20 protein-coding genes are annotated in these 21,458 nt (G+C 68.2%); 8 read left to right on the top strand and 12 right to left on the bottom strand.

The annotated features are described in order from the left end of the window. Positions 1–255: 255 nt before the first annotated feature. On the top strand, positions 256–735 hold the full coding sequence (locus tag GQ674_RS16205) for a VOC family protein (protein ID WP_159497895.1): 480 nt from the start codon (positions 256–258) through the stop codon (positions 733–735). Positions 736–819: 84 nt separating this feature from the next. After that, a complete protein-coding gene (locus tag GQ674_RS16200; RefSeq protein ID WP_159499506.1) occupies positions 820–1,284 on the top strand; it encodes a LuxR family transcriptional regulator in 465 nt (154 codons plus the stop codon). Between the two features lie 44 nt (positions 1,285–1,328). Here GQ674_RS16200 and GQ674_RS16195 read toward each other — a convergent pair whose 3' ends face one another. Beyond that, the gene (locus GQ674_RS16195; protein ID WP_159497894.1) at positions 1,329–1,799 is read right to left on the bottom strand and encodes an Lrp/AsnC family transcriptional regulator; all 471 of its coding nucleotides are present in this window, start codon (positions 1,797–1,799) and stop codon (positions 1,329–1,331) included. A gap of 73 nt (positions 1,800–1,872) precedes the next feature. Here GQ674_RS16195 and GQ674_RS16190 point away from each other — a divergent pair, with 73 nt between their 5' ends. Beyond that, on the top strand, positions 1,873–2,751 hold the full coding sequence (locus tag GQ674_RS16190) for an EamA family transporter (RefSeq protein ID WP_159497893.1): 879 nt from the start codon (positions 1,873–1,875) through the stop codon (positions 2,749–2,751). A gap of 236 nt (positions 2,752–2,987) precedes the next feature. Here GQ674_RS16190 and betA read toward each other — a convergent pair whose 3' ends face one another. The 7 genes from betA to GQ674_RS16155 all read right to left on the bottom strand — a co-directional run bounded on the left by betA (position 2,988) and on the right by GQ674_RS16155 (position 12,679). Further along, positions 2,988–4,658, bottom strand: coding sequence for a choline dehydrogenase (gene betA, locus GQ674_RS16185; protein WP_159497892.1), 1,671 nt, complete (start codon positions 4,656–4,658; stop codon positions 2,988–2,990). A gap of 25 nt (positions 4,659–4,683) precedes the next feature. Next, positions 4,684–6,156 (bottom strand): betaine-aldehyde dehydrogenase, encoded by a 1,473-nt coding sequence (betB, locus tag GQ674_RS16180; RefSeq protein ID WP_159497891.1) that lies wholly within the window; start codon positions 6,154–6,156, stop codon positions 4,684–4,686. Between the two features lie 34 nt (positions 6,157–6,190). After that, entirely contained in the window at positions 6,191–8,170 is a 1,980-nt protein-coding gene (gene betT, locus GQ674_RS16175) for a choline BCCT transporter BetT (protein ID WP_128097979.1), read from the bottom strand. 1,221 nt (positions 8,171–9,391) lie between these two features. Next, complete coding sequence (locus tag GQ674_RS16170) at positions 9,392–10,129, bottom strand: endonuclease/exonuclease/phosphatase family protein (RefSeq protein WP_181394082.1); 738 nt, start codon at positions 10,127–10,129, stop codon at positions 9,392–9,394. Positions 10,130–10,182: 53 nt separating this feature from the next. Further along, positions 10,183–11,010, bottom strand: a complete 828-nt coding sequence (locus GQ674_RS16165; protein WP_159497890.1) for a thiol:disulfide interchange protein DsbA/DsbL — start codon at positions 11,008–11,010, stop codon at positions 10,183–10,185. 124 nt (positions 11,011–11,134) lie between these two features. Beyond that, complete coding sequence (locus GQ674_RS16160) at positions 11,135–11,779, bottom strand: thiol:disulfide interchange protein DsbA/DsbL (RefSeq protein ID WP_159497889.1); 645 nt, start codon at positions 11,777–11,779, stop codon at positions 11,135–11,137. 105 nt (positions 11,780–11,884) lie between these two features. Beyond that, positions 11,885–12,679 carry a c-type cytochrome gene (locus tag GQ674_RS16155; RefSeq protein WP_159497888.1) on the bottom strand — a complete coding sequence of 265 codons (795 nt, stop codon included), beginning with the start codon at positions 12,677–12,679 and terminating at the stop codon, positions 11,885–11,887. Positions 12,680–12,832: 153 nt separating this feature from the next. On the opposite strand from GQ674_RS16155, the gene yihA reads away from it, so the two are divergent. After that, a complete protein-coding gene (yihA, locus tag GQ674_RS16150; protein WP_038686269.1) occupies positions 12,833–13,456 on the top strand; it encodes a ribosome biogenesis GTP-binding protein YihA/YsxC in 624 nt (207 codons plus the stop codon). Between the two features lie 216 nt (positions 13,457–13,672). Here yihA and GQ674_RS16145 read toward each other — a convergent pair whose 3' ends face one another. The 3 genes from GQ674_RS16145 to GQ674_RS16135 form a co-directional block, all read right to left on the bottom strand. Further along, positions 13,673–14,650: an MBL fold metallo-hydrolase gene (locus GQ674_RS16145; protein WP_159497887.1), complete on the bottom strand. Its 978-nt coding sequence runs from the start codon at positions 14,648–14,650 to the stop codon at positions 13,673–13,675. Positions 14,651–14,748: 98 nt separating this feature from the next. Further along, positions 14,749–15,579, bottom strand: coding sequence for a helix-turn-helix domain-containing protein (locus GQ674_RS16140; protein WP_159497886.1), 831 nt, complete (start codon positions 15,577–15,579; stop codon positions 14,749–14,751). Further along, a complete protein-coding gene (locus GQ674_RS16135; RefSeq protein WP_159497885.1) occupies positions 15,579–16,277 on the bottom strand; it encodes a VIT family protein in 699 nt (232 codons plus the stop codon). The genes GQ674_RS16140 and GQ674_RS16135 overlap by 1 nt, the downstream gene beginning before the upstream one ends. Before the next feature lie 201 nt (positions 16,278–16,478). Between GQ674_RS16135 and GQ674_RS16130 the strand changes: the two genes are divergently transcribed. Next, positions 16,479–17,843, top strand: coding sequence for a glutamate--cysteine ligase (locus GQ674_RS16130; protein ID WP_159497884.1), 1,365 nt, complete (start codon positions 16,479–16,481; stop codon positions 17,841–17,843). A 414-nt stretch (positions 17,844–18,257) separates the two neighbouring features. Here GQ674_RS16130 and GQ674_RS16125 read toward each other — a convergent pair whose 3' ends face one another. Beyond that, a complete protein-coding gene (locus GQ674_RS16125; RefSeq protein WP_159497883.1) occupies positions 18,258–19,316 on the bottom strand; it encodes an NAD(P)-dependent alcohol dehydrogenase in 1,059 nt (352 codons plus the stop codon). A 106-nt stretch (positions 19,317–19,422) separates the two neighbouring features. On the opposite strand from GQ674_RS16125, the gene GQ674_RS16120 reads away from it, so the two are divergent. The 3 genes from GQ674_RS16120 to GQ674_RS16110 all read left to right on the top strand — a co-directional run bounded on the left by GQ674_RS16120 (position 19,423) and on the right by GQ674_RS16110 (position 21,383). After that, positions 19,423–20,316 carry a LysR family transcriptional regulator gene (locus GQ674_RS16120; protein WP_159497882.1) on the top strand — a complete coding sequence of 298 codons (894 nt, stop codon included), beginning with the start codon at positions 19,423–19,425 and terminating at the stop codon, positions 20,314–20,316. A 180-nt stretch (positions 20,317–20,496) separates the two neighbouring features. Beyond that, positions 20,497–21,162 (top strand): SMI1/KNR4 family protein, encoded by a 666-nt coding sequence (locus GQ674_RS16115; RefSeq protein WP_159497881.1) that lies wholly within the window; start codon positions 20,497–20,499, stop codon positions 21,160–21,162. An 8-nt stretch (positions 21,163–21,170) separates the two neighbouring features. Then, a complete protein-coding gene (locus GQ674_RS16110) occupies positions 21,171–21,383 on the top strand; it encodes a hypothetical protein (protein WP_159497880.1) in 213 nt (70 codons plus the stop codon). The last annotated feature ends 75 nt before the right edge of the window (positions 21,384–21,458 follow it).

Genomic DNA, 21,458 nt, shown 5'->3' with positions numbered 1-21,458 from the left:
GGTCAGCACGCGGCTCGCGGAGGCCTTGCAGGACAAGGCGCGGGCGCAGGCACTGATCGCCGCAGCGCCTCCCTGGCGCGGACGGGATAACGCCATGTTAATGCGAATCAGTCGTATCAGCAATTCGAACGGTTCTGCCGGGCCGCCCCCGGATATCGCCCAAGGCCTTGCCACGCCTGGGTCCGGTCCTGCAGGGCAACCGCTTAACATCCCCGGTCGTAGGCTGGCCGCACTTGATCGCTGCATGAGACCGCCATGGTGGCCAGGAATACGATCTGCCTCTGGTTCGACGGCACCGCGCTGGACGCGGCCACGTTCTACGCCCAGACCTTTCCCGACAGTGCGGTCAACGCCGTGCACCATGCGCCCAGTGACTTTCCGTCGGGCAGGCAGGGCGACGTGCTGACCGTGGACTTCACCGTGGCCGGCATTCCGTGCATCGGCCTCAACGGCGGCCCGGCGTTCACGCACAGCGAGGCGTTCTCCTTCCAGATCGCTACCGACGACCAGGCCGAGACGGACCGGCTGTGGAACGCCATCGTCGGCAACGGCGGCCAGGAAAGCGCCTGCGGCTGGTGCCGCGACAAATGGGGCCTGTCCTGGCAGATCACCCCGCGCGTGTTGACCGAGGCGGTCACCAGCGAGGATCCGGGCGTGGCCAGGCGCGCATTCGAGGCGATGATGACCATGCGCAAGATCGATGTAGCGGCGATTGAAGCAGCCATCCGGGGCTGACCTTGCCACCGTTGCCCCGTGCACGGCTCACGTCGTGCATTCATCCATGAAGGAGCTTCCATGAAGAGGATGTTCACCGTCTGCCTGACCACGGCCTTGCTGCAGGCCGCGCCTCTGGCGCTGTTTGCCGCCACGCCTGCCGCGTCCCCCCTGGCCGGGCGCTGGGCCATCGATGTCGCCACGCTGCCGATGCCGGCGGCCGACCGACCCAAGAGTGTGCTGCTGGAATTCAAGGATGCGGGCGCGGGCCGCTGGACCACCCGCGCCGAGATCGTCGATCCGAAGGGCCGAAAGATGACCGCCGACAGCACCCTGCCGCTGGATGGCACGCCCGGCCCGATCGCGGGCAACTACGGCGCCGACGTGGCCTCGCTCAGCATGCCCGCGCCGAACGTGCTGGTGATGCAGCTGGTGGACCACGGCACGCCGGCGTCCACGCGTATCTACACCGTGGCCGGCGATGGCAACCGGATGACCGAGTCGAAGGCCTTTTTCAGCAAGGACGGCAAGCCGATCCTGATGACGATCCACTTCACGCGCGTGCCCTGAGGACGCGGGTTGCTGGTGCACCCAACAAGGGCGCGCCGGCCGTCCTACAGCGGTACGTCCAGCCCCCGCTTCAGCGTGCTCAGCGCCACCGCCGTGCGGTAGCGCTCGATGTTGTCGTCGTTGCCGAACAGGCGTTCGCTGATGGCCTCGTACTCCTCCATGGACGCGGCGGTGAGGATCAGCAGGAAGTCGGCGTCGCCGGTGATCGCATAACACTGCTGCACGGCCGGGTCGTCCTGCACGCGGCGGCGGAACGGGGCCACACGATGCGGTTGTTCGCTGCTCACGCGCACCTCGACCATGATGGTCAGCGGGCGGCCGAGCCGGCTCTGGTCGAGCACGGCGACATTGGCGCGGATGAAGCCCGCCTCCTGCAGGCGCTTGATCCGGCGCTGCACGGCGGGCGCGGACAGGTGCACCGTCTCGGCGATCTCACGCTGGGCGGTGGTGTTGTCGCGCTGCAGGATGGCCAGGATGGCGCGGTCGAATTCGTCGGGAGCGTACGCGGCGGTCATGGGTGAGTGAAACATGCAGGAAGGCCCCTGCAATTGAGCATCTCCTTCGGCCGCTACGCAATATGCTGGCCGGATGTCGACCTCCCGCTACGCTTCGCTCATTCCCGTCCTGGCCGTGCTCGGCTCGGTCACCGCCCTGTCCGTGGGCACCTCCTTTGCCAAGCAGTTGTTCCCGCTGATCGGCGCGCAGGGCACCAGCGCGTTGCGCGTGGGGTTCTCGGCGCTGGTGCTGCTGGCGGTGTTCCGACCGTGGCGCTGGACCACCACGCGGGCCGACGCCGGGGCGATCCTGCGTTACGGGATCACGCTGGGGGTGATGAACCTGCTGTTCTACATGGCGTTGCGCACGATTCCGTTCGGCATCGCGGTGGCGATCGAGTTCTGCGGCCCGCTGGCGGTGGCGATGTGGTCCTCGCGCCGGCCGATCGATTTCGTCTGGGTGGGCTGCGCGGTGGTCGGGCTGCTGCTGTTGTTGCCGCTGGGCCATGGCGCGCCGCTGGATCCGGTGGGGGTGATGTTCGCGCTGGGTGCGGCCGCCTGTTGGGCGATGTACATCATCTTCGGCAAGCGGGCAGGGCATCTGCATGCCGGGCACACGGTGTCGCTGGGGTTGTGCGCGGCCGCGCTGGTGGTGGTGCCGGTGGGCATCGCGCACGCCGGCATGGCCTTGCTGGACCCGAAGATCCTGTTGTTCGGGCTGGGCGTGGCGATCGTCTCCAGCGCGATTCCGATGTCGCTGGAGATGATGGCGCTGAAGCGGCTGCCGAAGGAGACGTTCGGCATCCTGATCAGCATGGAACCGGCGGTGGCCGCGTTGCTGGCGATGGGCCTGCTGGCCGAGCACCTCACCCCGCTGCAGTGGGCGGCCATTGGCTGCACGGTGGTAGCGTCGGTGGGTAGCACGGTAACGGCACGGCGGGTGGCGCCAGCCGTACCGGTCACAAGCGCGTAGAGCCGGGCTTTGCCCGGCTGCGCGGTGCCAGCGGCGTAGAGCCGGGCTTTGCCCGGCTAGGTGGTGCCAGCGGCGTAGAGCCGGGCTCTGCCCGGCTAGGTGGTTCTGGAACGCAGAGCAGCCGGGCAGAGCCCGGCTCTACGGTGCGCGGTGCTGGGACGTGGAGCAGCCGGGCAGAGCCCGGCTCTACGGCGCGCGGTGTTGGAACATGGAGCAGCCGGGCAGAGCCCGGCGTGTCAGCGCCTTACCGGCGCATCCCCGGCCACGTAGTACTGCGCGGTGCTGCGCGGCAATGGCGCGCGGCCGCGGATGCGGTCGGCGATCTTCTCGGCGATCATGATGGTGGTGGCATTGAGGTTGCCGGTGATGATGCGCGGCATGATCGAGGCGTCCACCACGCGCAGGCTTTCCAGGCCATGTACGCGGCCCTGGCCATCCACCACGCTCATCGCATCGGTGCCCATCGCACACGAGCACGACGGGTGGTAGGCGGTCTCGGCGCGCGCCCGCACGAACGCATCCAGCTCCGCATCGGTCTTGCAGTCCGCACTCGGACTGATCTCGCGGCCCCGGTATTCGTCCAGCGCGGGCTGGGCGATGATCTCGCGGGTGATGCGGATGGCGTCGCGGAATTCCTGCCAGTCCTGGTCGGTGGACTGGTAATTGAACAGGATCGACGGATGCGCATGCGGGTCCAGCGATTTGGCATGCACGCGGCCGCGGCTGGGCGTGCGCATCGAGCCCACGTGGGCCTGGAACCCGTGTTCCTTGACCGCATTGGTGCCGTTGTAATTGATCGCCACCGGCAGGAAGTGGTACTGGATGTTGGGCCATTCGAATTCGTCGCGGGTGCGGATGAACCCGCCGGCCTCGAACTGGTTGCTCGCGCCGATGCCGGTGCCGGCGAACAGCCACTCCGCACCGATGGCCGGCTGGTTCCACCACTGCAGCGCCGGGTACAGCGACACCGGCTTCTTGCAGGCGTACTGCATGTACACCTCCAGGTGGTCCTGCAGGTTCTCGCCCACGCCGGGCAGGTCGTGCACCAGTGGCACGCCGAGCGCCGCCAGCAACGCCGGGGCGCCCACGCCGGAGCGCTGCAGGATCTGCGGCGAGGCGATGGCACCGGCGCACAGCAGTACTTCGCGGCGCGCGGTGGCGTCGATCGGCTCGGCGCTATTGCCGGCCAGGTAGCGCACGCCCACCGCGCGCTTGCCGGCGAACAGGATGCGGTCGGTGGTGGCATGCACCACGATCTCCAGCCCGGCACGGTCCTTGGCCATGTCCAGGTAGCCGCGTGCGGTGCTCGAGCGGCGGCCGCGCGGGGTCACGGTCCGGTCCATCGGGCCGAAGCCTTCCTGCTGGTAGCCGTTGAGGTCGTCGGTGCGCGGGTAGCCAGCCTGCACGCCGGCCTCCACCATTGCGTGGAACAGCACGTTGTTGCCGTTCTTCGGCGTGGCCACGCTGACCGGGCCTTCGCCACCGTGGTAATCGTTGGGGCCGATGTCGCGCGTTTCGGCCTTGCGGAAGTACGGCAGCACGTCGTGGTAGCTCCAGTCTTCCAGGCCGTCGAAGCGGGCCCAGTTGTCGAAGTCCAGCGCGTTGCCGCGGATGTAGCACATGCCGTTGATCAGCGACGAGCCGCCCAGCCCCTTGCCGCGCCCGCACTCCATGCGCCGGTTGTCCATGTGCGGTTCCGGCTCGGTTTCATAGGCCCAGTTATAGCGGCGGCCCTGCAGCGGGTAGGCCAGCGCGGCCGGCATCTGGGTGCGGAAATCCAGGCGGTAGTCGGGGCCGCCGGCTTCCAGCAGCAGCACGCTCACGCCGGCGTCCTCGGTGAGGCGCGCGGCCAGCGTGTTGCCGGCCGAGCCGGCGCCGATGATGATGTAGTCGTATTCGCGCTTCATCGCGGTGGTCTCCTGTCAGGCCGGTTCAGAACACCGACGCGTAGCGGTCCAGTTCGATCTGGATGGACTTGGTGCGGGTGTAGGCGCGCAGCGTGGCCAGGCCGTTCTCGCGGCCCACGCCGGACTGCTTGTAGCCGCCCACCGGCATCTGCGCCGGCGATTCGCCCCAGCAGTTGACCCAGCAGATGCCGGCCTCCAACTGGTGGATCAGGCGGTGCGCGCGGCTCAGGTCGCTGCTGACCACGCCCGCGGCCAGGCCGTACTCGGTGGCGTTGGCGCGGCGTACGGCCTCCTCTTCGGTCTGGTAGGCCAGCAGGCTCAGGACCGGCCCGAAGATCTCCTCGCGCACGATGCGCATATCATCGCGGCAGTCGCTGAACACGGTGGGGGCCACATAGCAGCCTTTGCCCAATGCACCGTCGGTGAGCCGCTCGCCACCACAGACCAGGCGCGCGCCCTCGGCCTTGCCGCTGGCGATGTGGTCCAGCACGCGCTGCATGTGCGCGGCGCTGACCAGCGGGCCGAAGTTGGTGTCCTCGTTCAACGGATCGCCAATGCGGATGCGCGCGATCCGTTCGCTCAACGCCTGCTCGAAGTCGGTGAGCAGCGCCTGCGGTACGAACACGCGGGTACCGTTGGTGCAGACCTGCCCGGAACTGTAGAAGTTGGCCATCATCGCGACGTCGGCGGCCAGCGCGATGTCGGCGTCGGCGCAGACGATCAGCGGCGACTTGCCGCCCAGTTCCATGGTCACTTCCTTGAGGGTGGAGCTGGAGGCGCTGGCCATCACCTTGCGCCCGGTGCTGGTGCCGCCGGTGAAGGAGATCTTCTCGATGCCGGGGTGCTCGGTCAGTGCCGTGCCCACGCCCGCGCCATCGCCGGGCAGCACGTTGAACACGCCATCGGGCAGGCCGGCTTCGGTGAAGATCTCGGCCAGCTTCAGCGCGGTCAGCGGGGTCACTTCGCTGGGCTTGAAGATCATTGCGTTGCCGGCGGCCAGCGCCGGGGCGGCCTTCCACAGGGCGATCTGGATCGGGTAGTTCCATGCGCCGATCGCGCCGACCACGCCCAGCGGCTCCTGCCGGGTGTAGAAGAAACTGCCGTCGCGCAGCGGCACCTGGCTGCCTTCCAGCCCGTGCATCACCCCGGCGTAGTACTCCAGCACGTCGGCGCCGGTGACGATGTCCACGCTGCGGGTTTCGCTGAGCGGCTTGCCGGTGTTGAGCGTTTCCAGTTCGGCCAGGGCGTCGTTGCGCTCGCGCAGCAGGGCGACAGCACGCAGCAGGATGCGCGAGCGCTCCACCGTGGTCAGCGCGGCCCACACCTTCTGGCCGGCCTGCGCGCTTTCAACGGCCGCATCGAGGTCGTCGCTGTTGGCGTTGTGCACCTTGGCCAGCACCGCGCCGGTGGCCGGGTTGACGACCTCGAAGGTGCGTCCGCCCTGCGAGGGAACGTAGCGGCCACCGATGTAGAGCTGTTGGTCGGGGAATGTAGGCATGTCGATGACTCCTTTGCAGCGGGAGACCAGCGGTTCAACGGGTCAGATGCAGGAACTGCAGGTGGCGCTCGTACTGGTCGATGATGTCGTTGATGATCTGCTGCCGGCTGTAGCCGAACAGCTCGTAGTCCTGTCCACCTTCATAGAGATGCACTTCAGCGCGGTAGTAGCGCAGGTTGCGGAAGCGCTGTGCAGCAAACGACGGGGTGAGGTAGCCGCGCATGATCACCTGGTAGGTGAACACCTGCTGCTCGCCATGGTCCACGGTCAGTTCCATCTGGCCGGGCTCGAACTTCGTCTGTACGTCCAGGCCCTGTTCGCCCAGCTGCGCGGCCACCGCTTCGATGGCCGGTTTCACGTCGGTGTCCATGAACCGGTACACCTCGTCGCGCACCGGGAAATGCACGGCCTGGGTGATGCGCTGGCGCCAGCCACGCTGGTGCCGCGACTGCCCGATCAGCGGGATCGGTGAATACTGCGAGGCCTTCTTCCGTTGCGACTCCTCGCCCAAGGCGCGGGTCAGCCCCCAGATCATCAGCAGCAGCACCACCGAGAACGGCAACGAGGCCAGAACCACCGCCGACTTGAGCGCGTCCATGCTGCCGGCCAGCAGCAACCCGGCGGTGACCAGCGCGGTCATCACGCCCCAGAACACGCGCAGCCAGCGCGGGCCGTCGTCTTCCGGGGCGCCGCCATGCGAGGACAACGTGGACAGCACCACCGTGCCCGAGTCGGCCGAGGTGACGAAGAACACGAAGCTGACGATCACCGTGACCGCGATGACCGCACGGCTCCACGGGTAGCTTTCCAGCAGCGCGTAGAGCACGGTGGGCGGGTTATCCACCGCCATCTGCGCCAGGTGCGCGTGGCCATGGTGCAGGATCTGGTCCAGTGCGCTGTTGCCGAAGATCGACAGCCACGCCAGGGTGAAGCCCAGCGGGATCAGCAGCACGCCGAGCACGAACTCGCGGATGGTGCGGCCGCGCGAGATGCGCGCGATGAACAGCCCCACGAACGGCGCCCAGCCGATCCACCAGGCCCAGTAGAACACCGTCCAGTTGCCCAGCCAGTCCGGACGTCCGCCGTAGGCATACACATCGAAACTCTTGCCGACCACGTTGCCCAGGTAGTCGCCCATGTTCTGCATGAGCGCGTTGAGCAGGTACTGGGTGGGGCCGGCGAACAGCATGAAGAGCAGTAGGCCGATCGCCAGCAGCATGTTGATGTTGGACATCCAGCGCACGCCTTTTTCCACGCCGGACACCGCCACGGTAATCGCCGCGCCCATCATCAGCACGATCAGCCCCACCTGCACCCAGGCCGCATGCGGCACCGGGAACAGGGTGTTGAGCCCGGCGTTGAGGTGCAGCACGCCAAAGCCCATGTCCGCGCCCAGCCCGAACACGGTGGCCACGATGCCCAGCGCATCCACGGTGTAGCCGATGGGCCCGTTGATGCGCTTGCCGATCAGCGGATACAGCGCCGAGCGCAGCGCCAGCGGCAGGTTGTGGCGGTAGGCGAAGTAGGCCAGCGCCATGGCGGCCAGCGCGAATACGCCCCAGCCGTGCAGGCCCCAATGCAGGAACAGCAGCTGCATCGCCTGGCGCGCGCTGGCCTCGCCTTCGCCCACGCCGCCCTGCGGGGGCAGCAGGTAATGGGTAAGCGGTTCGGATACGCAGAAGAAGAACAGCGTGATGCTGATACCGGCGGCGAACAGCATGCCGGCCCAGGACAGATAGCTGAACTCCGGTTCGTCATGATCCGCGCCCAGCTTGACGTTGCCGTAGCCGGACAAGGCCACGCCGACCACGAAGACCAGGTACACGGTCATCGCCAGCAGGTAGTACCAGCCGACGTTGCGCGACGCCCAGGTCTGTGCATCCAGCAGCAGGCTGCCGGACTGGATGGGAAACGCGGCGACCAGAATGGCAAATGCCGCCACGATCGTGGCGGCAAGCAGGAAGACCGGTCGAAGCGTGCGTACCTCGTAGGGAGGCGACTCCACAGCGCTCATGGGGAGGGAAGGCTCTCAATGCCGAACTCGGCAGACCCGGAGCATTAGCGCATAGCGGCTGTGGAGGGGCTGTTTACGCGACCGTCGGAACCGTAGAGCCGGGCTCTGGCCGGCTGATGCAGCGACGTAGAGCCGGGCTCTGCCCGGCTGATGCAGAGACGTAGAGCCGGGCTCTGCCCGGCTGATGCAGCGACGTAGAGCCGGGCTCTGCCCGGCTGTCGGGGTACATGCGAAATGCAGCGGGGCAGAGCCCCGCTCTACGTGCGAGGGCGCGGCACTGCACCTGGGCGTAGAGCCGGGCTCTGCCCGGCTGTCGGGGTGCATGCGAAGTGCAGCGGGGCAGAGCCCCGCTCTACGTGCGAAGGCGCGGCACTGCACCTGGGCGTGGAGCCGGGCTCTGCCCGGCTGTCGGGGTGCATGCGAAGTGCAGCGGGGCAGAGCCCCGCTCTACGTGCGAAGGCGCGGCTCTGCACCTGGGCGTAAAGCCGGGCTCTGCCCGGCTGTCGGGGTGCATGCGAAATGCAGCGGGGCAGAGCCCCGCTCTACGTGCGAAGGCGCGGCACTGCACCTGGGCGTAGAGCCGGGCTCTGCCCGGCTGCCGGGGTGCATGCGAAGTGCAGCGGGGCAGAGCCCCGCTCTACGTGCGAGGGCGCGGCACTGCACCTGTGCGTAGAGCCGGGCTCTGCCCGGCTGTCGGGGTGCATGCGAAATGCAGCGGGGCAGAGCCCCGCTCTACGTGCGAAGGCGCGGCACTGCACCTGGGCCGTAGAGCCGGGCTCTGCCCGGCTGTCGGGGTGCATGCGAAGTGCAGCGGGGCAGAGCCCCGCTCTACGTGCGAAGGCGCGGCACTGCACCTGGGCGTAGAGCCGGGCTCTGCCCGGCTGTCGGGGTGCATGCGAAGTGCAGCGGGGCAGAGCCCCGCTCTACGTGCGAAGGCGCGGCACTGCACCTGGGCCGTAGAGCCGGGCTCTGCCCGGCTGTCGGGGTGCATGCGAAGTGCAGCGGGGCAGAGCCCCGCTCTACGTGCGAAGGCGCGGCACTGCACCTGGGCGTAGAGCCGGGCTCTGCCCGGCTGTCGGGGTGCATGCGAAGTGCAGCGGGGCAGAGCCCCGCTCTACGTGCGAGGGCGCGGCACTGCACCTGGGCGTAGAGCCGGGCTCTGCCCGGCTGTCGGGGTGCATGCGAAGTGCAGCGGGGCAGAGCCCCGCTCTACGGGACGTGTCAGCGCAGCGCGTGGCTGGGGACGTCGATTTCCATGGCCAGCGCCAGGTGGTCCGAAAACGCGGCCGGGACCGCCTCGGCGCTGCGTTGCTGCAGGCCGGTGCTGAGCAGGATGTGGTCGATGGCCCGGTCCGGGCGCCAGCTCGGGAACGTCGGCACCGCGCAGCCCGGCGGTTGCAGGGTGGTCTTCTGGTACAGCGCCTGCATTTCCGGGCGGTCGGCCAGGCAGTTGAAATCGCCCATCAGCACCGCGTTGGGATGGTCGGTAAGCAGGTCGGCAATGAAGGCCAACTGCGACATCCGCGAGTTGGTCCCCAGCGACAGGTGCGCCACGGCAACGGCCAGGCCTTCACTGCCTTCGCCGAACTTGGCCAGCAGCACGCCGCGCCCGCCGATGCGGCCGGGCAGGGCGTGGTCCTGTACTTCCACCGGCTCCAGCCTGCTCAGCAGGCCGTTCGCGCTGGAGGCCACCCCGCCCATGCGGCGGTTGGGCTGGTGGCTCCAGTAATTGAAGCCGGCGCGCTCGGCCAGGTAGTGGGTCTGGTTGGTGAAGCCCGAGCGCAGGCTGCCCGGATCGGCCTCCTGCAGGCCGACGATGTCATGACCGCGCGCCAGCTGGGCAATGGCGTCCAGGCTGGTGCGCTTGCGCCCCGCCGGCAGCGCATGCGACCAGCTGCGGGTCACATAGTCGCTGTAGCGGCGGGTGCTGCTGCCGGCCTGGATGTTTGCCGTCAGCAGGCGCAGGGTCCGCGTGGTGGGGGAATTCACGACGGTGGCAGGCTCGGTAAGGATCAGTTGCCCTTGGCGGCGCGTTCGCGGGCGATCAGGTGATCGGCGATGCGCAGCATGTCGGGGAAGCTCTTGCCCTTGACCAAGTACTTGCCGTTGACGATCACCGACGGCGTGCCGGTGATCTGGCTGCGCTGGGCGAACTGCTTGGCGGCATTGGTCTTGGCATTCACCGCGAAGCTGCTCATGGTGCTGGCGAACTGCTTGGCGTCGGCACCGTGCTTGCCGTAGAAGGCGGCGATGTCTTCGACCGAATCACGACCGCGCTCGCCCTTCAGGGTCTGCTCGGCATGGATGGCCGAATACAGCGCTTCATGGGTCTTTTCCTGCAGACCCATGCTCTGTGCCGCATAGAAGGCACGCGCGTAGTTGTCCCAGGTACCGCCGAACATGGCCGGCACGTAGACGAAGTTGACGTCGCTCGGCAGACCGGCCTTCCACGGCCCGATCAGCGGCTGGAACGCGGCGCAGGCCGGGCACACGTAACCGAAGATCTCGGCCACTTCGATCTTGCCGGCGGCCGGCTGGAACGGCTGGCCGTTTTCGATCAGCAGGTAATCGGTGCCTGCCACCGGCTCCGGGCCGGTCGGGCGCGAGGACGCCGCAGCCGGGGCCGGGGTGGTCGCGGCAGCAGCGGCGGTTTCGGCGGCGGCGGTGTCACCGCTGGCAGCGGGCGCCTCGGTGGACGGCGCGGCCGGCTCGGCGGCCGGGGTGCTGCTCGGGGTGGCCGGTTCGGTCGGGGCGGTGGTGTTGGCGGTGCCGTCCTGGGCCTTGCAGGCCGCCAGGATCGGCAGCAGGGCCAGCAGCGAAATCGCGAAACGGGTCTTCATCTAGGCATCTCCAGCGGATGAACATGGTGGGGCCGGCACCCGGGGTGCCGGCCAGAGGGGAATGATGGCATGCGCCAACGCGCGTCCGGCGTGGACGGTGTGTGACGGTTCAGCGAGCCTGCACTCAGCGCGTGCGTTCGCTGCGGGCCTTGACGATGAGGGCGTCGGCATTGCGCAGCAGCGCCTCGAACGAGTCACCCTTGACCAGGTAACGGCCATTGATCACCAGGGCCGGGGTGCCGGGAACCTTGGTCCGCTGGGCGAAGGCGCGGGCGGCCTTCAGCTTCTGCTCGACCGCATCGCCCTTGATGGTGGCCAGGAAGCGCTCCGGTGCCACGCCGTAGTCCTTGTAGAACACGGCCAGCTCATCCGGCGAGACGTTCTGCATGGGCAGGCTGTTCTTTTCATGCAGCGCCTCGAACATGGCGCGATGGCTGCGCTTGGACACGCCCAGCTGGTCGGCGCTGAAGTAGGCGCGTGCGAACGAATCCCAGACACCGCCGAACGCGGCCGGCACGGGGGTGAAGCGCACATCCTTGGGCAGCTTGGCGGCCCAGGCTTCCAGCTGCGGCTCGAAGCGCGCGCAATGCGGGCAGGTGTAGCCGAACATTTCCACCACTTCGACCTTGCCGGCCAGCGGCGCATACGGGCCGGGCTGTTCGATCAGTTCGTAGTCGGTGCCTTCGACCAGGGCGACCGGCGCGGCCGCCAGCGTGGACAGGGGGCTCAGGGCCAGCAGCAACAGCATCAGGCGGGGCATCAACATCATCTACATCCATCTCCATCGGAAAAAACAACGCCGGCCCAGTGCCGGCGTGGCGGTGAACATAACCCGCCACGGGGGCGGGGCGGCCATTGCGCCGCCGAGCGGTCTTTACGGGGCCTTCGCCGGTTGTGCGGGGGTGGCCGAGGCGACATCGTCGGCGCGGTTGTGCAGGCCCTGCAGGTAGCTGCCCAGGGCTTGGATCTCCTGCTCGGTCAGCTGCTTTGCAATGGTGGCCATGATCTGGAAGTGTGCCTTGTCGGTTTCCTGGGTGGTGCCGGCCTGATACTCCTGCAGCCGCCGCGCCACGTAGGCCGCATGCTGCCCGCCGATATGCGGGTAGGCCGGGCCCGGGTTGCCGGCGCCGGTGGGACCGTGGCAGGCCATGCACGCCGGGATGCCGCGTTCGGCATCGCCCCCGCGATACAGCTGCTGCCCGATCTCGTAGAACTTCTTGCCGGCGTACGGACCTTCGCCCACCAGGCCATCGTCGGCAAGCCCGGCGCTGGCCTTCTGCGTTGCGAAATACGCCCCGATGTCGCGCATGTCCTGCGGGGTGAGGTCCTGCACGAACGGCACCATCGCCGCCGAGGCCCCGGAGGTGCGCTGCCCGTTGGCGATCAAGGCCATCTGCTGGGCGGTATAGCGTTCGCTCTGCCCGGCGATGCTGGGATACATCTCCACGGTGGAGTTGCCATCGGCCGAGTGGCAGGCCGCGCAGGCGGCCGCCTTGGCCTGGCCGGCCTTGGCATCCCCCCAGGTGGTCTTGCTGAAATCGACCTCCAGCGACGCGGTCTTGATCGGCCCGTTGTCAGGCAGGGGCGTGATCGAGGTCTGGGCGACCGCGACAGCGGCCAGCAGCGATACAGCAACAGCGGAAACGGCAAGAACGCGAGCGTGGCGCATGCGGAAGCTCCGTGTGGACCGGCCTGGCAGGTGCAGGGTGCACCCGCGGGGATCGCCCGATTATCCATGCGCTTTCACGCCACGGTCAACGCAGGGTGCAGCAAAACCGGCCGCGGCAGCGCGGATCCGGCCCGGACATGCGATCCTATGGGCATGTCATTGCTCCTCGAACGTGCCCACTATCTGCTTTCGGCCCACAACACCCGGCAATTGCCGGAGGATGTCGGGGCCGAAGTTGCCTTTGCCGGGCGCTCCAACGCCGGCAAATCCAGCGCCCTCAACGCCCTGACCCGCCAGAACAGCCTGGCCCGGGTCTCCAAGACTCCCGGCCGCACCCAGCAGCTGGTGTTCTTCGAAGTCACCCCGGAGGCCAAGCTGGTCGATCTGCCCGGGTACGGCTACGCCAAGGTGCCGCTGGACCTGCAGGCCCACTGGCAGGCCTTCATCGACCAGTACTTCCGTACCCGCGAGGCGCTGCGTGGCCTGGTGGTGGTGATGGACATCCGTCACCCGCTGAAGGACTACGACCGCCAGATGCTGGCCTATGCGGTGCAGCGCGGCCTGCCCGCGCACGCGCTGCTGACCAAGGCCGACAAGCTGGGCCGTGGCCAGCAGGGCATTGCCCTGCAGAAGGTGCGCAAGGAACTGCAGTCCTCGTTCGGCGACACCGTCAGCGTGCAGACCTTCTCCGGTCCGGCCCGCCAGGGCGTGGACGAAGCCCGCGGCATCATCGGCGGCTGGCTGGGCCTGAACAAGCCGGCCCCCGAAACCGCGTAATACCGTGCGGCCCCGTGACCGTGGGCCGGGTTACCGGCCAACGGCGCACGCATTCCGGTAATTCCGGCCCCTGGCTGGCCCGGTAACGGTGCGCGGATTCCGGTAGTGCCGGCCGCTGGCCGGCTCCCGATAGATCCGGCCGAAAGAGGAGCCGGCCAGCGGCCGCCACTACCCGGTCAGCTCGCGGCCCGCCAACGAATGCCGCGCACCCCAGGGTCAACGGCCCGGCAACGGCGCAAACTCGCCCGGCACCCACGCAAACGCCTCGCCCTCGCGCCGCACGTGGCCCAGCCCCGGGAACGGCAGGTGCGCACCGGCCACCCACCAGCCCCCGTCCGCGGCCTGCGCCATCATCGCGCGGCGGCTGGCGACGGCGGCCGTGCGTTCGCTGTCGGCCTCGTAGGCCGCCTGGGGCTGGGCGAACTGCACCGCGTGGAAATGCACGATGTCGCCCCACACCAGCAGCGACGGGCCGTTGCCGGTGTCCAGCTTCCAGGACACATGGCCCGGCGTATGCCCATGGCTGTCCAGCGCGGTCACCCCCGCCGGAAGCACCTGGCCTGGGCTGAAACGGCGCAGCTTGCCCGCGGCCTCGTAGGGCGCCACCGCCTTGCGCGCCAGCGCGAAGGCAAAGCGCACGCCCTGCGGCGCGGTGGCTTCGCTGGCCGGGTCCAGCCAATACGCCGCGTCGGCGGCCGACAACCAGACCGTGGCATTGGGGTAGGCGACCTTGTCCTGCGCATCCAGCAGCCCGCACAAGTGGTCCGGGTGGGCATGGGTGAGCAGCACGTCGTCCACCTCGGCCGGGTCGTAACCGGCTGCGCGCAGGTTGCCCAGCACCTGGCCCAGGCCGGGCCCGAAGCAGGTGGCGGTGCCGGTATCCACCAAGGTCAGGTGGTTGCCCCGCTGCACCAGGTAGGCGTTGACTGCGGTCTGCAGGCCCTTGCCGTCTTCGGGCACATACCGGTGGTCGAGCAGCCGGGTCACTGCACCGGCATCGATCCCGGTCAGTTCCTGCCGGCCCAGTGCCACGGTGCCGTCGAACAGCGCGGTGACCTGCAGCGTGCCGATCTGCTGGTGGTAGACGCCGGGCACCTGTGCCGAGGGCGTGTGCGTGGTGGTGGCCAGCGCCGGGCCGGTGGCCGTGGCCAGCAACAGGGCAGCGGCAAGTGAGCGAACGCGGGGAAGCGGCATGGCAGGGTCTACGCAAGGCGGCGGTGCCGCGGTGTCTCCATGCTGCGCGCGGACGTCGCCGCGTACTGCTCAGAATGCGCCGTGATCCGCTCGCCGGCTCAACTGTTGCCGATTGCCCCCGGCTCCAGCCCATAGCGCGCGGCAAAGCGCTTGTTGAAGCTGCCCAGCGAGCGGTAGCCCACGCGCGCGGCCACGGTCTTCAACGGCAGCTGCGTGGTGTACAGCAGGTTCATCGCGTGCGCCAGGCGTGCATCGACGATCAGCGCACGCACGCTGGCCTGCTCGCTGGCCAGCCGCCGCCGCAGCGTCGCACCACTCAGCCCCAGCTGCGCTTCGAAGTCGCGCGATTGCCAGTCGCGTTCGGGCTGTGCGGCGATCAGGTCACGGATGCGCTCGCCCAGGCTCGGCTCGGGAGGCACCAGCAGGCTGCCGTGGCCGCGCCGGCAGAACGCCAGCACCAGCGCGGCCAGCGCGAGCCGGGCCTCGGTGTAGCGCGCGTGTTCCAGCGCGTGGCGCCATTGACGCAGCGTGTCGCCGTGGTCGTCCAGCGACAACCGCGCCAGCGCGTCGCCGGCATCGGGTAGCGGTTCGTTCCAGAGCACGCGCGCGGCGGCCAGCGCCTCGCTGCACAGCGGCACGATCGCGCTGAGGTACACGCCGCTGTGCGGATCGGGAATGTTGACCACGTCGATCCGGCAGCGCCGGGTGACCAGGAACAGGTCGCCGGGCATGAGCGTCAGCGAATGCGTGCCACAGGTCACCTGCTTGCGGCCCTGCAGCAGGATCGCGAACTGCGGCTGCGGGATGTCCACCGACGAGGCCCCGTGTTCGCGGCGCGCGGTGACGCAGGCGTAGCCCTCGGCGCGCGCGCAGGTGGCCAGGCTGGCCATGTCGTCCAGCAGCGAGGTCGGGTGGAGGAGGGCGTTCATCAGTGCGCAGTATCGAACAACTGGCCGATGAGTGCTGCGGCCGCCACCGCCAGTGCGCCCCAGAACATTACCCGCACCGCGCCGCGCAGGGGCGATGCGCCCCCGGCACGCGCGGCCATCGCACCGGTGAGGCCGAGGCCGACCAGGGTGGCGGCGGTGGTGACCTGTGCAACGTACACATGCGGGGCCAGCAGTGCGGTCAGCACCGGCAGCGCCGCGCCGCAGATGAAGGCACCGGCCGAGGCCATCGCGGCCTGCAGCGGGCGTGCGCGCAGTTCTTCGGTGATGCCCAGCTCGTCGCGCGCATGCGCGGCCAGGGCATCATGGGCGGTCAACTGCACCGCCACCTGGTGGGCCAGGTCGGGGGTCAGGCCGCGCTGCCGGTAAATGGCCGCCAGTTCCTCCAGCTCGCTGTGCGGGTCTTCATGCAGCTCGCGTTTCTCCACCGCCAGGTCGGCATGCTCGGTATCGACCTGCGACTGCACCGACACATACTCGCCGGCCGCCATCGACATGGCCCCGGCCACGGTGCCGGCGATGCCGGTGGCCAGTATCGTGGTGGCACTGGCACCGCTGGCGGCAATGCCGACCACCAGCCCGGCCACCGAGACGATGCCGTCATTGGCGCCCAGCACGGCGGCCCGCAGCCAGCCCGCGCGGTCGGAGCGATGTACTTCGGGGTGTCGGGATCGGCTCATGGGGGCAGTGTAGGGCGCGCCCGCCGCGCGGGGCGAAATGCGTCGCAACGGCGCTGCGGCCCGGTCAAGCCCATTTTCATAGGATGCTGAAAACCGTCACGGTGACGCGACGGTGGGGGACGCCACGATATAGTGCGCCCTTGCGATGCGGGGGCTGCAACCCCACATCCCCGCCCTGACCAGAATCCTGCGAGCCTCCCCTTGTCGAGCCCCAGCCACGTCGCCGAGACGCCGATCACCGACCGAAATGAACTGGTCGCCACGTTGGCCTCCGGCGAAAAGCCCAAGGCGCAGTGGCGCATCGGCACCGAACACGAGAAGTTCGGCTTCCGCCTGGACGACCTGCGCCCGCCCACCTTCGACGGCGACCGCGGCATCGAAGCCCTGCTCAACGGCCTGACCCGCTTCGGCTGGGATCCGGTGCAGGAAGACGGCCGCACCATCGCGCTGCTGCGCGACAACGCTTCGGTGACGCTGGAACCGGCCGGGCAGCTGGAACTGTCCGGCGCGGCGGTGGAAACCATTCACCAGACCTGCGTGGAAACCGGCACCCACCTCAATGAAGTGGCGCAGGTGGCCGGCGAACTGCAGCTGGGTTTCCTGGGCATGGGCTTCCAGCCCAAGTGGGCCCGCGATGAAATGCCGTGGATGCCCAAGGGGCGCTACAAGATCATGCGCGAGTACATGCCCAAGGTCGGCACGCTGGGCCTGGACATGATGACCCGCACCTGCACGGTGCAGGTCAACCTGGACTACGCCACCGAAGCGGACATGGTGAAGAAGTTCCGCGTGTCGCTGGCGTTGCAGCCGATCGCCACCGCGCTGTTCGCCGATTCGCCCTTCACCGAAGGCGCGCCGAACGGCTACCAGAGCTACCGCTCGCACATCTGGACCGATACCGACAACGACCGCACCGGCATGCTCGACTTCGTGTTCGAAGACGGCTTCGGCTACGAGCGCTACGTCGACTACCTGCTCGACGTGCCGATGTACTTCTCCTACCGCGATGGCAAGTACAACGATGCCAGCGGCCAGAGCTTCCGCGATTTCATGGTCGGCAAGCTGCCGGTGCTGCCGGGCCAGCTGCCCACGCTGCGCGACTGGTCGGACCACATGACCACCGCCTTCCCCGAAGTGCGGCTAAAAAAGTACCTAGAAATGCGCGGTGCCGATGCCGGCCCGTGGAGCCGCCTGTGTGCATTGCCGGCGTTCTGGGTGGGCCTGCTGTACGACGATGCCGCACTGGATGCGGCCTGGGACCTGGTGCGTGATTTCAGCCTGGTCGAGCGCAATGTCCTGCGCGACGGCGTGCCGAAGCATGGGTTGAAGCTGCCGTTCCGCAACGGCACCGTGCTGGACCTGTCGCGCGAGGCGCTGAAGATCGCCGTGGCCGGCCTCAAGCGCCGCGCCGCGCGCAACGCCGATGGCCAGGACGAAAGCAAGTTCCTGGACGTGCTGCAGGAGATCGTCGATTCCGGGCTGACCCCGGCCGACCGCAAGCTGGCGCTGTTCCACGGCGAGTGGGGCGGCAACATCGATCCGGTGTTCAAGGAATTTGCGTACTGAGTGGGATAAAGCGGTAGTCGGTGGGTCGGGCGCTGGGCGCCCACGCCCTTTCCGGCAAATGTCCCCCGGCGTCGGCCTGCGGCCACCTCCTCCTCCTTTATTTTGCCTCCAAGGGCATGGGCGCCCAGCGCCCGACCCACCGACAGCGCCAGAAAAAACTGGCTTCCCCTCCTTACCGCAAGCCGAGCCCCGTAGCAGCCGGTAGGCTCCTGGGCAAAATAAAGGAGGAGGCCGCCCGCGGCCGGGGGACATTTGCGCCAGGGGTCTACCGGCTGCTACGCGGCCCTCACGCTCGCGACAGACCCGGGCGAATACACAACAGGTTCCATGCGGTGCCTGGACTGCCCGACCACACGCGTACAGCTGAAAAAAAACCCCGGCATTGCCGGGGTTTTTTCATGCCGTGCGGAAGGATCAGGCCGCCTTTTCCAGCGTGGCCATGTCGATCACGAAGCGGTAGCGCACGTCGTTCTTCGCCATGCGCTCCCAGGCTTCGTTGACGGTCTTGATGTCGATCACTTCCACGTCGCTGACGATGTTGTGTTCGGCACAGAAGTCCATCATTTCCTGGGTTTCGGCCATGCCACCGATCGCCGAACCGGTGATGTGCTTGCGGCCGAACATCATCGCAGCGCCCATCAGCGGCGGGTCCAGTTCGGTCAGCACGCCGACCAGGCACATGGTGGCGTCGCGCTTGAGCAGGCCCATGTACGGGTTGGTGTCGTGGCTCACCGGGATGGTGTTGAGCAGGAAGTCGAAGCTGCCGGCGTGGGCCTGCATCTGCGCAGGATCGCGCGAGACCAGCACTTCATCGGCGCCCAGGCGCTTAGCATCGGCGCCCTTTTCGGGAGTGGTGGTGATCATCACCACCGTGGCGCCCATCGCCTTGGCGAACTTCACGCCCATGTGGCCCAGGCCACCCAGGCCGATGATGCCTACCTTCTGGCCGGGGCCCACCTTCCAGTGGCGCAGCGGCGAGTAGGTGGTGATGCCGGCACACAGCAGCGGCGCGGCGGCCTTCAGGTCGAGCTTCTCGGACACCTTCACCACGAAGCGCTGCTCGACCACGATGTGGTCCGAGTAACCGCCGAAGGTGGGCTGGCCGGTGTCGCGTTCGGTGCTGTTGTAGGTGAAGGTGGCGCCCTTCTCGCAGTACTGCTCCAGCGACTCGTCACAGGCCGCGCAATGGCGGCACGAGTCGACCATGCAGCCGACGCCGGCGAAGTCGCCGACCTTGAAGGCGGTGACACCGGCGCCGACTTCGGTCACCCGGCCGATGATCTCGTGGCCCGGCACCATCGGGAACTTCGAGTTGCCCCAGTCGTCGCGGGCCTGGTGCAGGTCGGAGTGGCAGATGCCGCTGTACAGAATCTGGATGCGGACGTCGCCAGCGGCGACCGGGCGACGTTCGAAGGAGAACGGCACCAGCGGGGCGGTCTGGTCGTGCACCGCATAACCATGGGCGAGGGACATGGGGAATCCTTGGCAGGTTTGTAGAAAGGCGCTTTACAATACGCCCCGATCCCGTGCACAAAAAGTCAGGATATCGGCATGATTCATCAAGTGAAACGGGATAATCATGGCCACTGATAATTTGACCCATCTGGCCGCCTTCGCGGCCGTGGCCCGCCACCGCAGCTTCCGCAAGGCCGGTGCCGAGCTGGCCCTGTCCACCTCGGCGGTGAGCTATGCGATCCGCGCGCTGGAAGAGCGGCTGGGGGTGGGCCTGTTCCATCGCACCACCCGCAGCGTGGCCCTCACCGAGGCCGGCCAGCGCCTGCTCGAACGGCTGCAGCCGGCATTGGATCAGGTACATGACGCGCTGGAGGAAATGAATCACTTCCGCGCCGCCCCGGCCGGGCTGCTGCGCATCAATGCCACCCGCGCCGCCGTGCAGACCCAGCTGGGCCCGCGTCTGGCGCGGTTCCTGCAGGCCCATGCGGATGTGCGCATTGAACTGGCGCAGGACGATGGGCTGGTGGATATCGTCGCCAAGGGTTTCGATGCCGGCGTGCGCCTGCACGAGTCGGTGCCCGAAGACATGGTGGCGGTGCCGCTGGGCCCGCCGTTGCGCGGCCTGATCGTGGGCGCGCCGTCCTACCTGCAGCGCCGCGGCGTTCCAGCGCATCCGCGCGAACTGGCGCAGCATGAGTGCGTGCGCTTCCGTTTCGCCAGTGGCCATCTGTACAAGTGGCAGTTCGAACGCGACGGCCAGGAGCTGGAGGTGGACGTACCCGGCCGGCTCACCCTGGGCGACCAGCACACCATCCTGCAGGCCGTGATCGACGGGCTTGGCCTGGCCTACGTGCTGGAAGACGCCGCGCGCCCGTTCCTGAACGATGGCCGCCTGGTGGCAGTGCTGGAGGACTGGAGCGAACCATTCCCCGGCTTCGTGCTGTATTACCCGCGGCAACGGCAGATGTCGTCGGCGCTGCGCGCGTTCGTGGACATGGTGCGCGACACCGCCGCCTAGCCGCGCAGGCGCACGCATTCCATGCGCGCTTCGAGAATGCCGGCGTGATGCGCGATGGCAGGTATGCACTGCCGGTGGTCGCTGTGTCCGGGGAGTCGATTGCAAGCCCTTCTTCGTCCAGCGTGGTTTATCGTTACAACGCGCGCTGAGCGCGTCCTTCTTCAGCTTCATGGATTCCGCATGCACACGCTTTCCGATATCGAACAGGCCACCGGCCAAGTCTTCCCGCCGCTCTACCGGCAGCTGGACGCCGAGGACCGGCTGGGCTTTGGTGGCCCGCACCCGGAGTGGTTCAAGGTCGTGTTTCCGGCCCTGCAGGCCGCACCGCCGGTGCTGCTGTATGCCTACGACTACGAGCCGATCGCGCGCGAGCGGCTGCACGAGGCGTGGTCGGACCTGACCGCCGCCGACCACTACAACCCGCTGCGCGCGGACATGCAGCTGCTGCCGTTTGCCGAGACCGGTGCCGGCGATGTGTACTGTTTCTGGACCAACGCACCGGGCTTTGCCGAACCGCCGGTGCTGCTGGTCTGGCACGACGACGACCGCGCCGACCTGCTGGCCGCGAACTACCAGGACTTCCTGTTCCGCAAGATGGTGGAGTCGGTGCTGGACCTGGAGGATTCGCTGCTGGACGACGGCGCGCTGGCCGACAACCTGCAGCGTTGGCTGGACACGCACCGCGCGTGGCTGCGTGCCGACCAGGTGCAGGCACTGGAGACGTGGTTCGGGCAAACCGAGGCCATCGCCAACGGCGCACTGCACGAAGATCAGGCCGATGCGCTGATCCGCGAGGTAATCGGGTTCGAGCGCATCAACGAGCGCATTCCCTACGTGCAGGCATGACAGCGGCCATGCCAGAGCCTGCCGCACTCACTGACGCGGACTTCCGCCAGCTAGCCGACCATCTGCTGGCGCTGGATGCCGGACGGGTGCCGCCGACGTTGCCGCCACACCTGCGCGCGCACCCGGTGGCGACCCTGGCCGCCACCGGGCAACTGGACCAGGCGGTGGTGGCCCTGATGGGCGACGTACCCAACCCATGGCGCGGCCTGCTGCTGCGATAACCGCGCGCGGCGGGCGGTAGAGCCACCCCACGGGTGGCTGCCCGCACCCACGGAATCACCACGCCCGCGCCGGCC

The organism is Stenotrophomonas sp. 364 (genome assembly GCF_009832905.1).
Lineage (GTDB): Bacteria > Pseudomonadota > Gammaproteobacteria > Xanthomonadales > Xanthomonadaceae > Stenotrophomonas > Stenotrophomonas maltophilia_AP.
This window is presented reverse-complemented; position numbering and strand designations above follow the sequence as displayed.

Bases quoted from the DNA above. Each gene is read 5' to 3' on its own strand.
- GQ674_RS16205 (WP_159497895.1), top strand. From the start codon at position 256: ATGGTGGCCAGGAATACGATCTGCCTCTGGTTCGACGGCACCGCGCTG.
- GQ674_RS16195 (WP_159497894.1), bottom strand. From the start codon at position 1,799: ATGACCGCCGCGTACGCTCCCGACGAATTCGACCGCGCCATCCTGGCC.
- GQ674_RS16190 (WP_159497893.1), top strand. From the start codon at position 1,873: ATGTCGACCTCCCGCTACGCTTCGCTCATTCCCGTCCTGGCCGTGCTC.
- betA (WP_159497892.1), bottom strand. From the start codon at position 4,658: ATGAAGCGCGAATACGACTACATCATCATCGGCGCCGGCTCGGCCGGC.
- betB (WP_159497891.1), bottom strand. From the start codon at position 6,156: ATGCCTACATTCCCCGACCAACAGCTCTACATCGGTGGCCGCTACGTT.
- betT (WP_128097979.1), bottom strand. From the start codon at position 8,170: ATGAGCGCTGTGGAGTCGCCTCCCTACGAGGTACGCACGCTTCGACCG.
- GQ674_RS16165 (WP_159497890.1), bottom strand. From the start codon at position 11,010: ATGAAGACCCGTTTCGCGATTTCGCTGCTGGCCCTGCTGCCGATCCTG.
- GQ674_RS16160 (WP_159497889.1), bottom strand. From the start codon at position 11,779: ATGATGTTGATGCCCCGCCTGATGCTGTTGCTGCTGGCCCTGAGCCCC.
- GQ674_RS16155 (WP_159497888.1), bottom strand. From the start codon at position 12,679: ATGCGCCACGCTCGCGTTCTTGCCGTTTCCGCTGTTGCTGTATCGCTG.
- yihA (WP_038686269.1), top strand. From the start codon at position 12,833: ATGTCATTGCTCCTCGAACGTGCCCACTATCTGCTTTCGGCCCACAAC.
- GQ674_RS16145 (WP_159497887.1), bottom strand. From the start codon at position 14,650: ATGCCGCTTCCCCGCGTTCGCTCACTTGCCGCTGCCCTGTTGCTGGCC.
- GQ674_RS16140 (WP_159497886.1), bottom strand. From the start codon at position 15,579: ATGAACGCCCTCCTCCACCCGACCTCGCTGCTGGACGACATGGCCAGC.
- GQ674_RS16135 (WP_159497885.1), bottom strand. From the start codon at position 16,277: ATGAGCCGATCCCGACACCCCGAAGTACATCGCTCCGACCGCGCGGGC.
- GQ674_RS16125 (WP_159497883.1), bottom strand. From the start codon at position 19,316: ATGTCCCTCGCCCATGGTTATGCGGTGCACGACCAGACCGCCCCGCTG.
- GQ674_RS16120 (WP_159497882.1), top strand. From the start codon at position 19,423: ATGGCCACTGATAATTTGACCCATCTGGCCGCCTTCGCGGCCGTGGCC.
- GQ674_RS16115 (WP_159497881.1), top strand. From the start codon at position 20,497: ATGCACACGCTTTCCGATATCGAACAGGCCACCGGCCAAGTCTTCCCG.
- GQ674_RS16110 (WP_159497880.1), top strand. From the start codon at position 21,171: ATGCCAGAGCCTGCCGCACTCACTGACGCGGACTTCCGCCAGCTAGCC.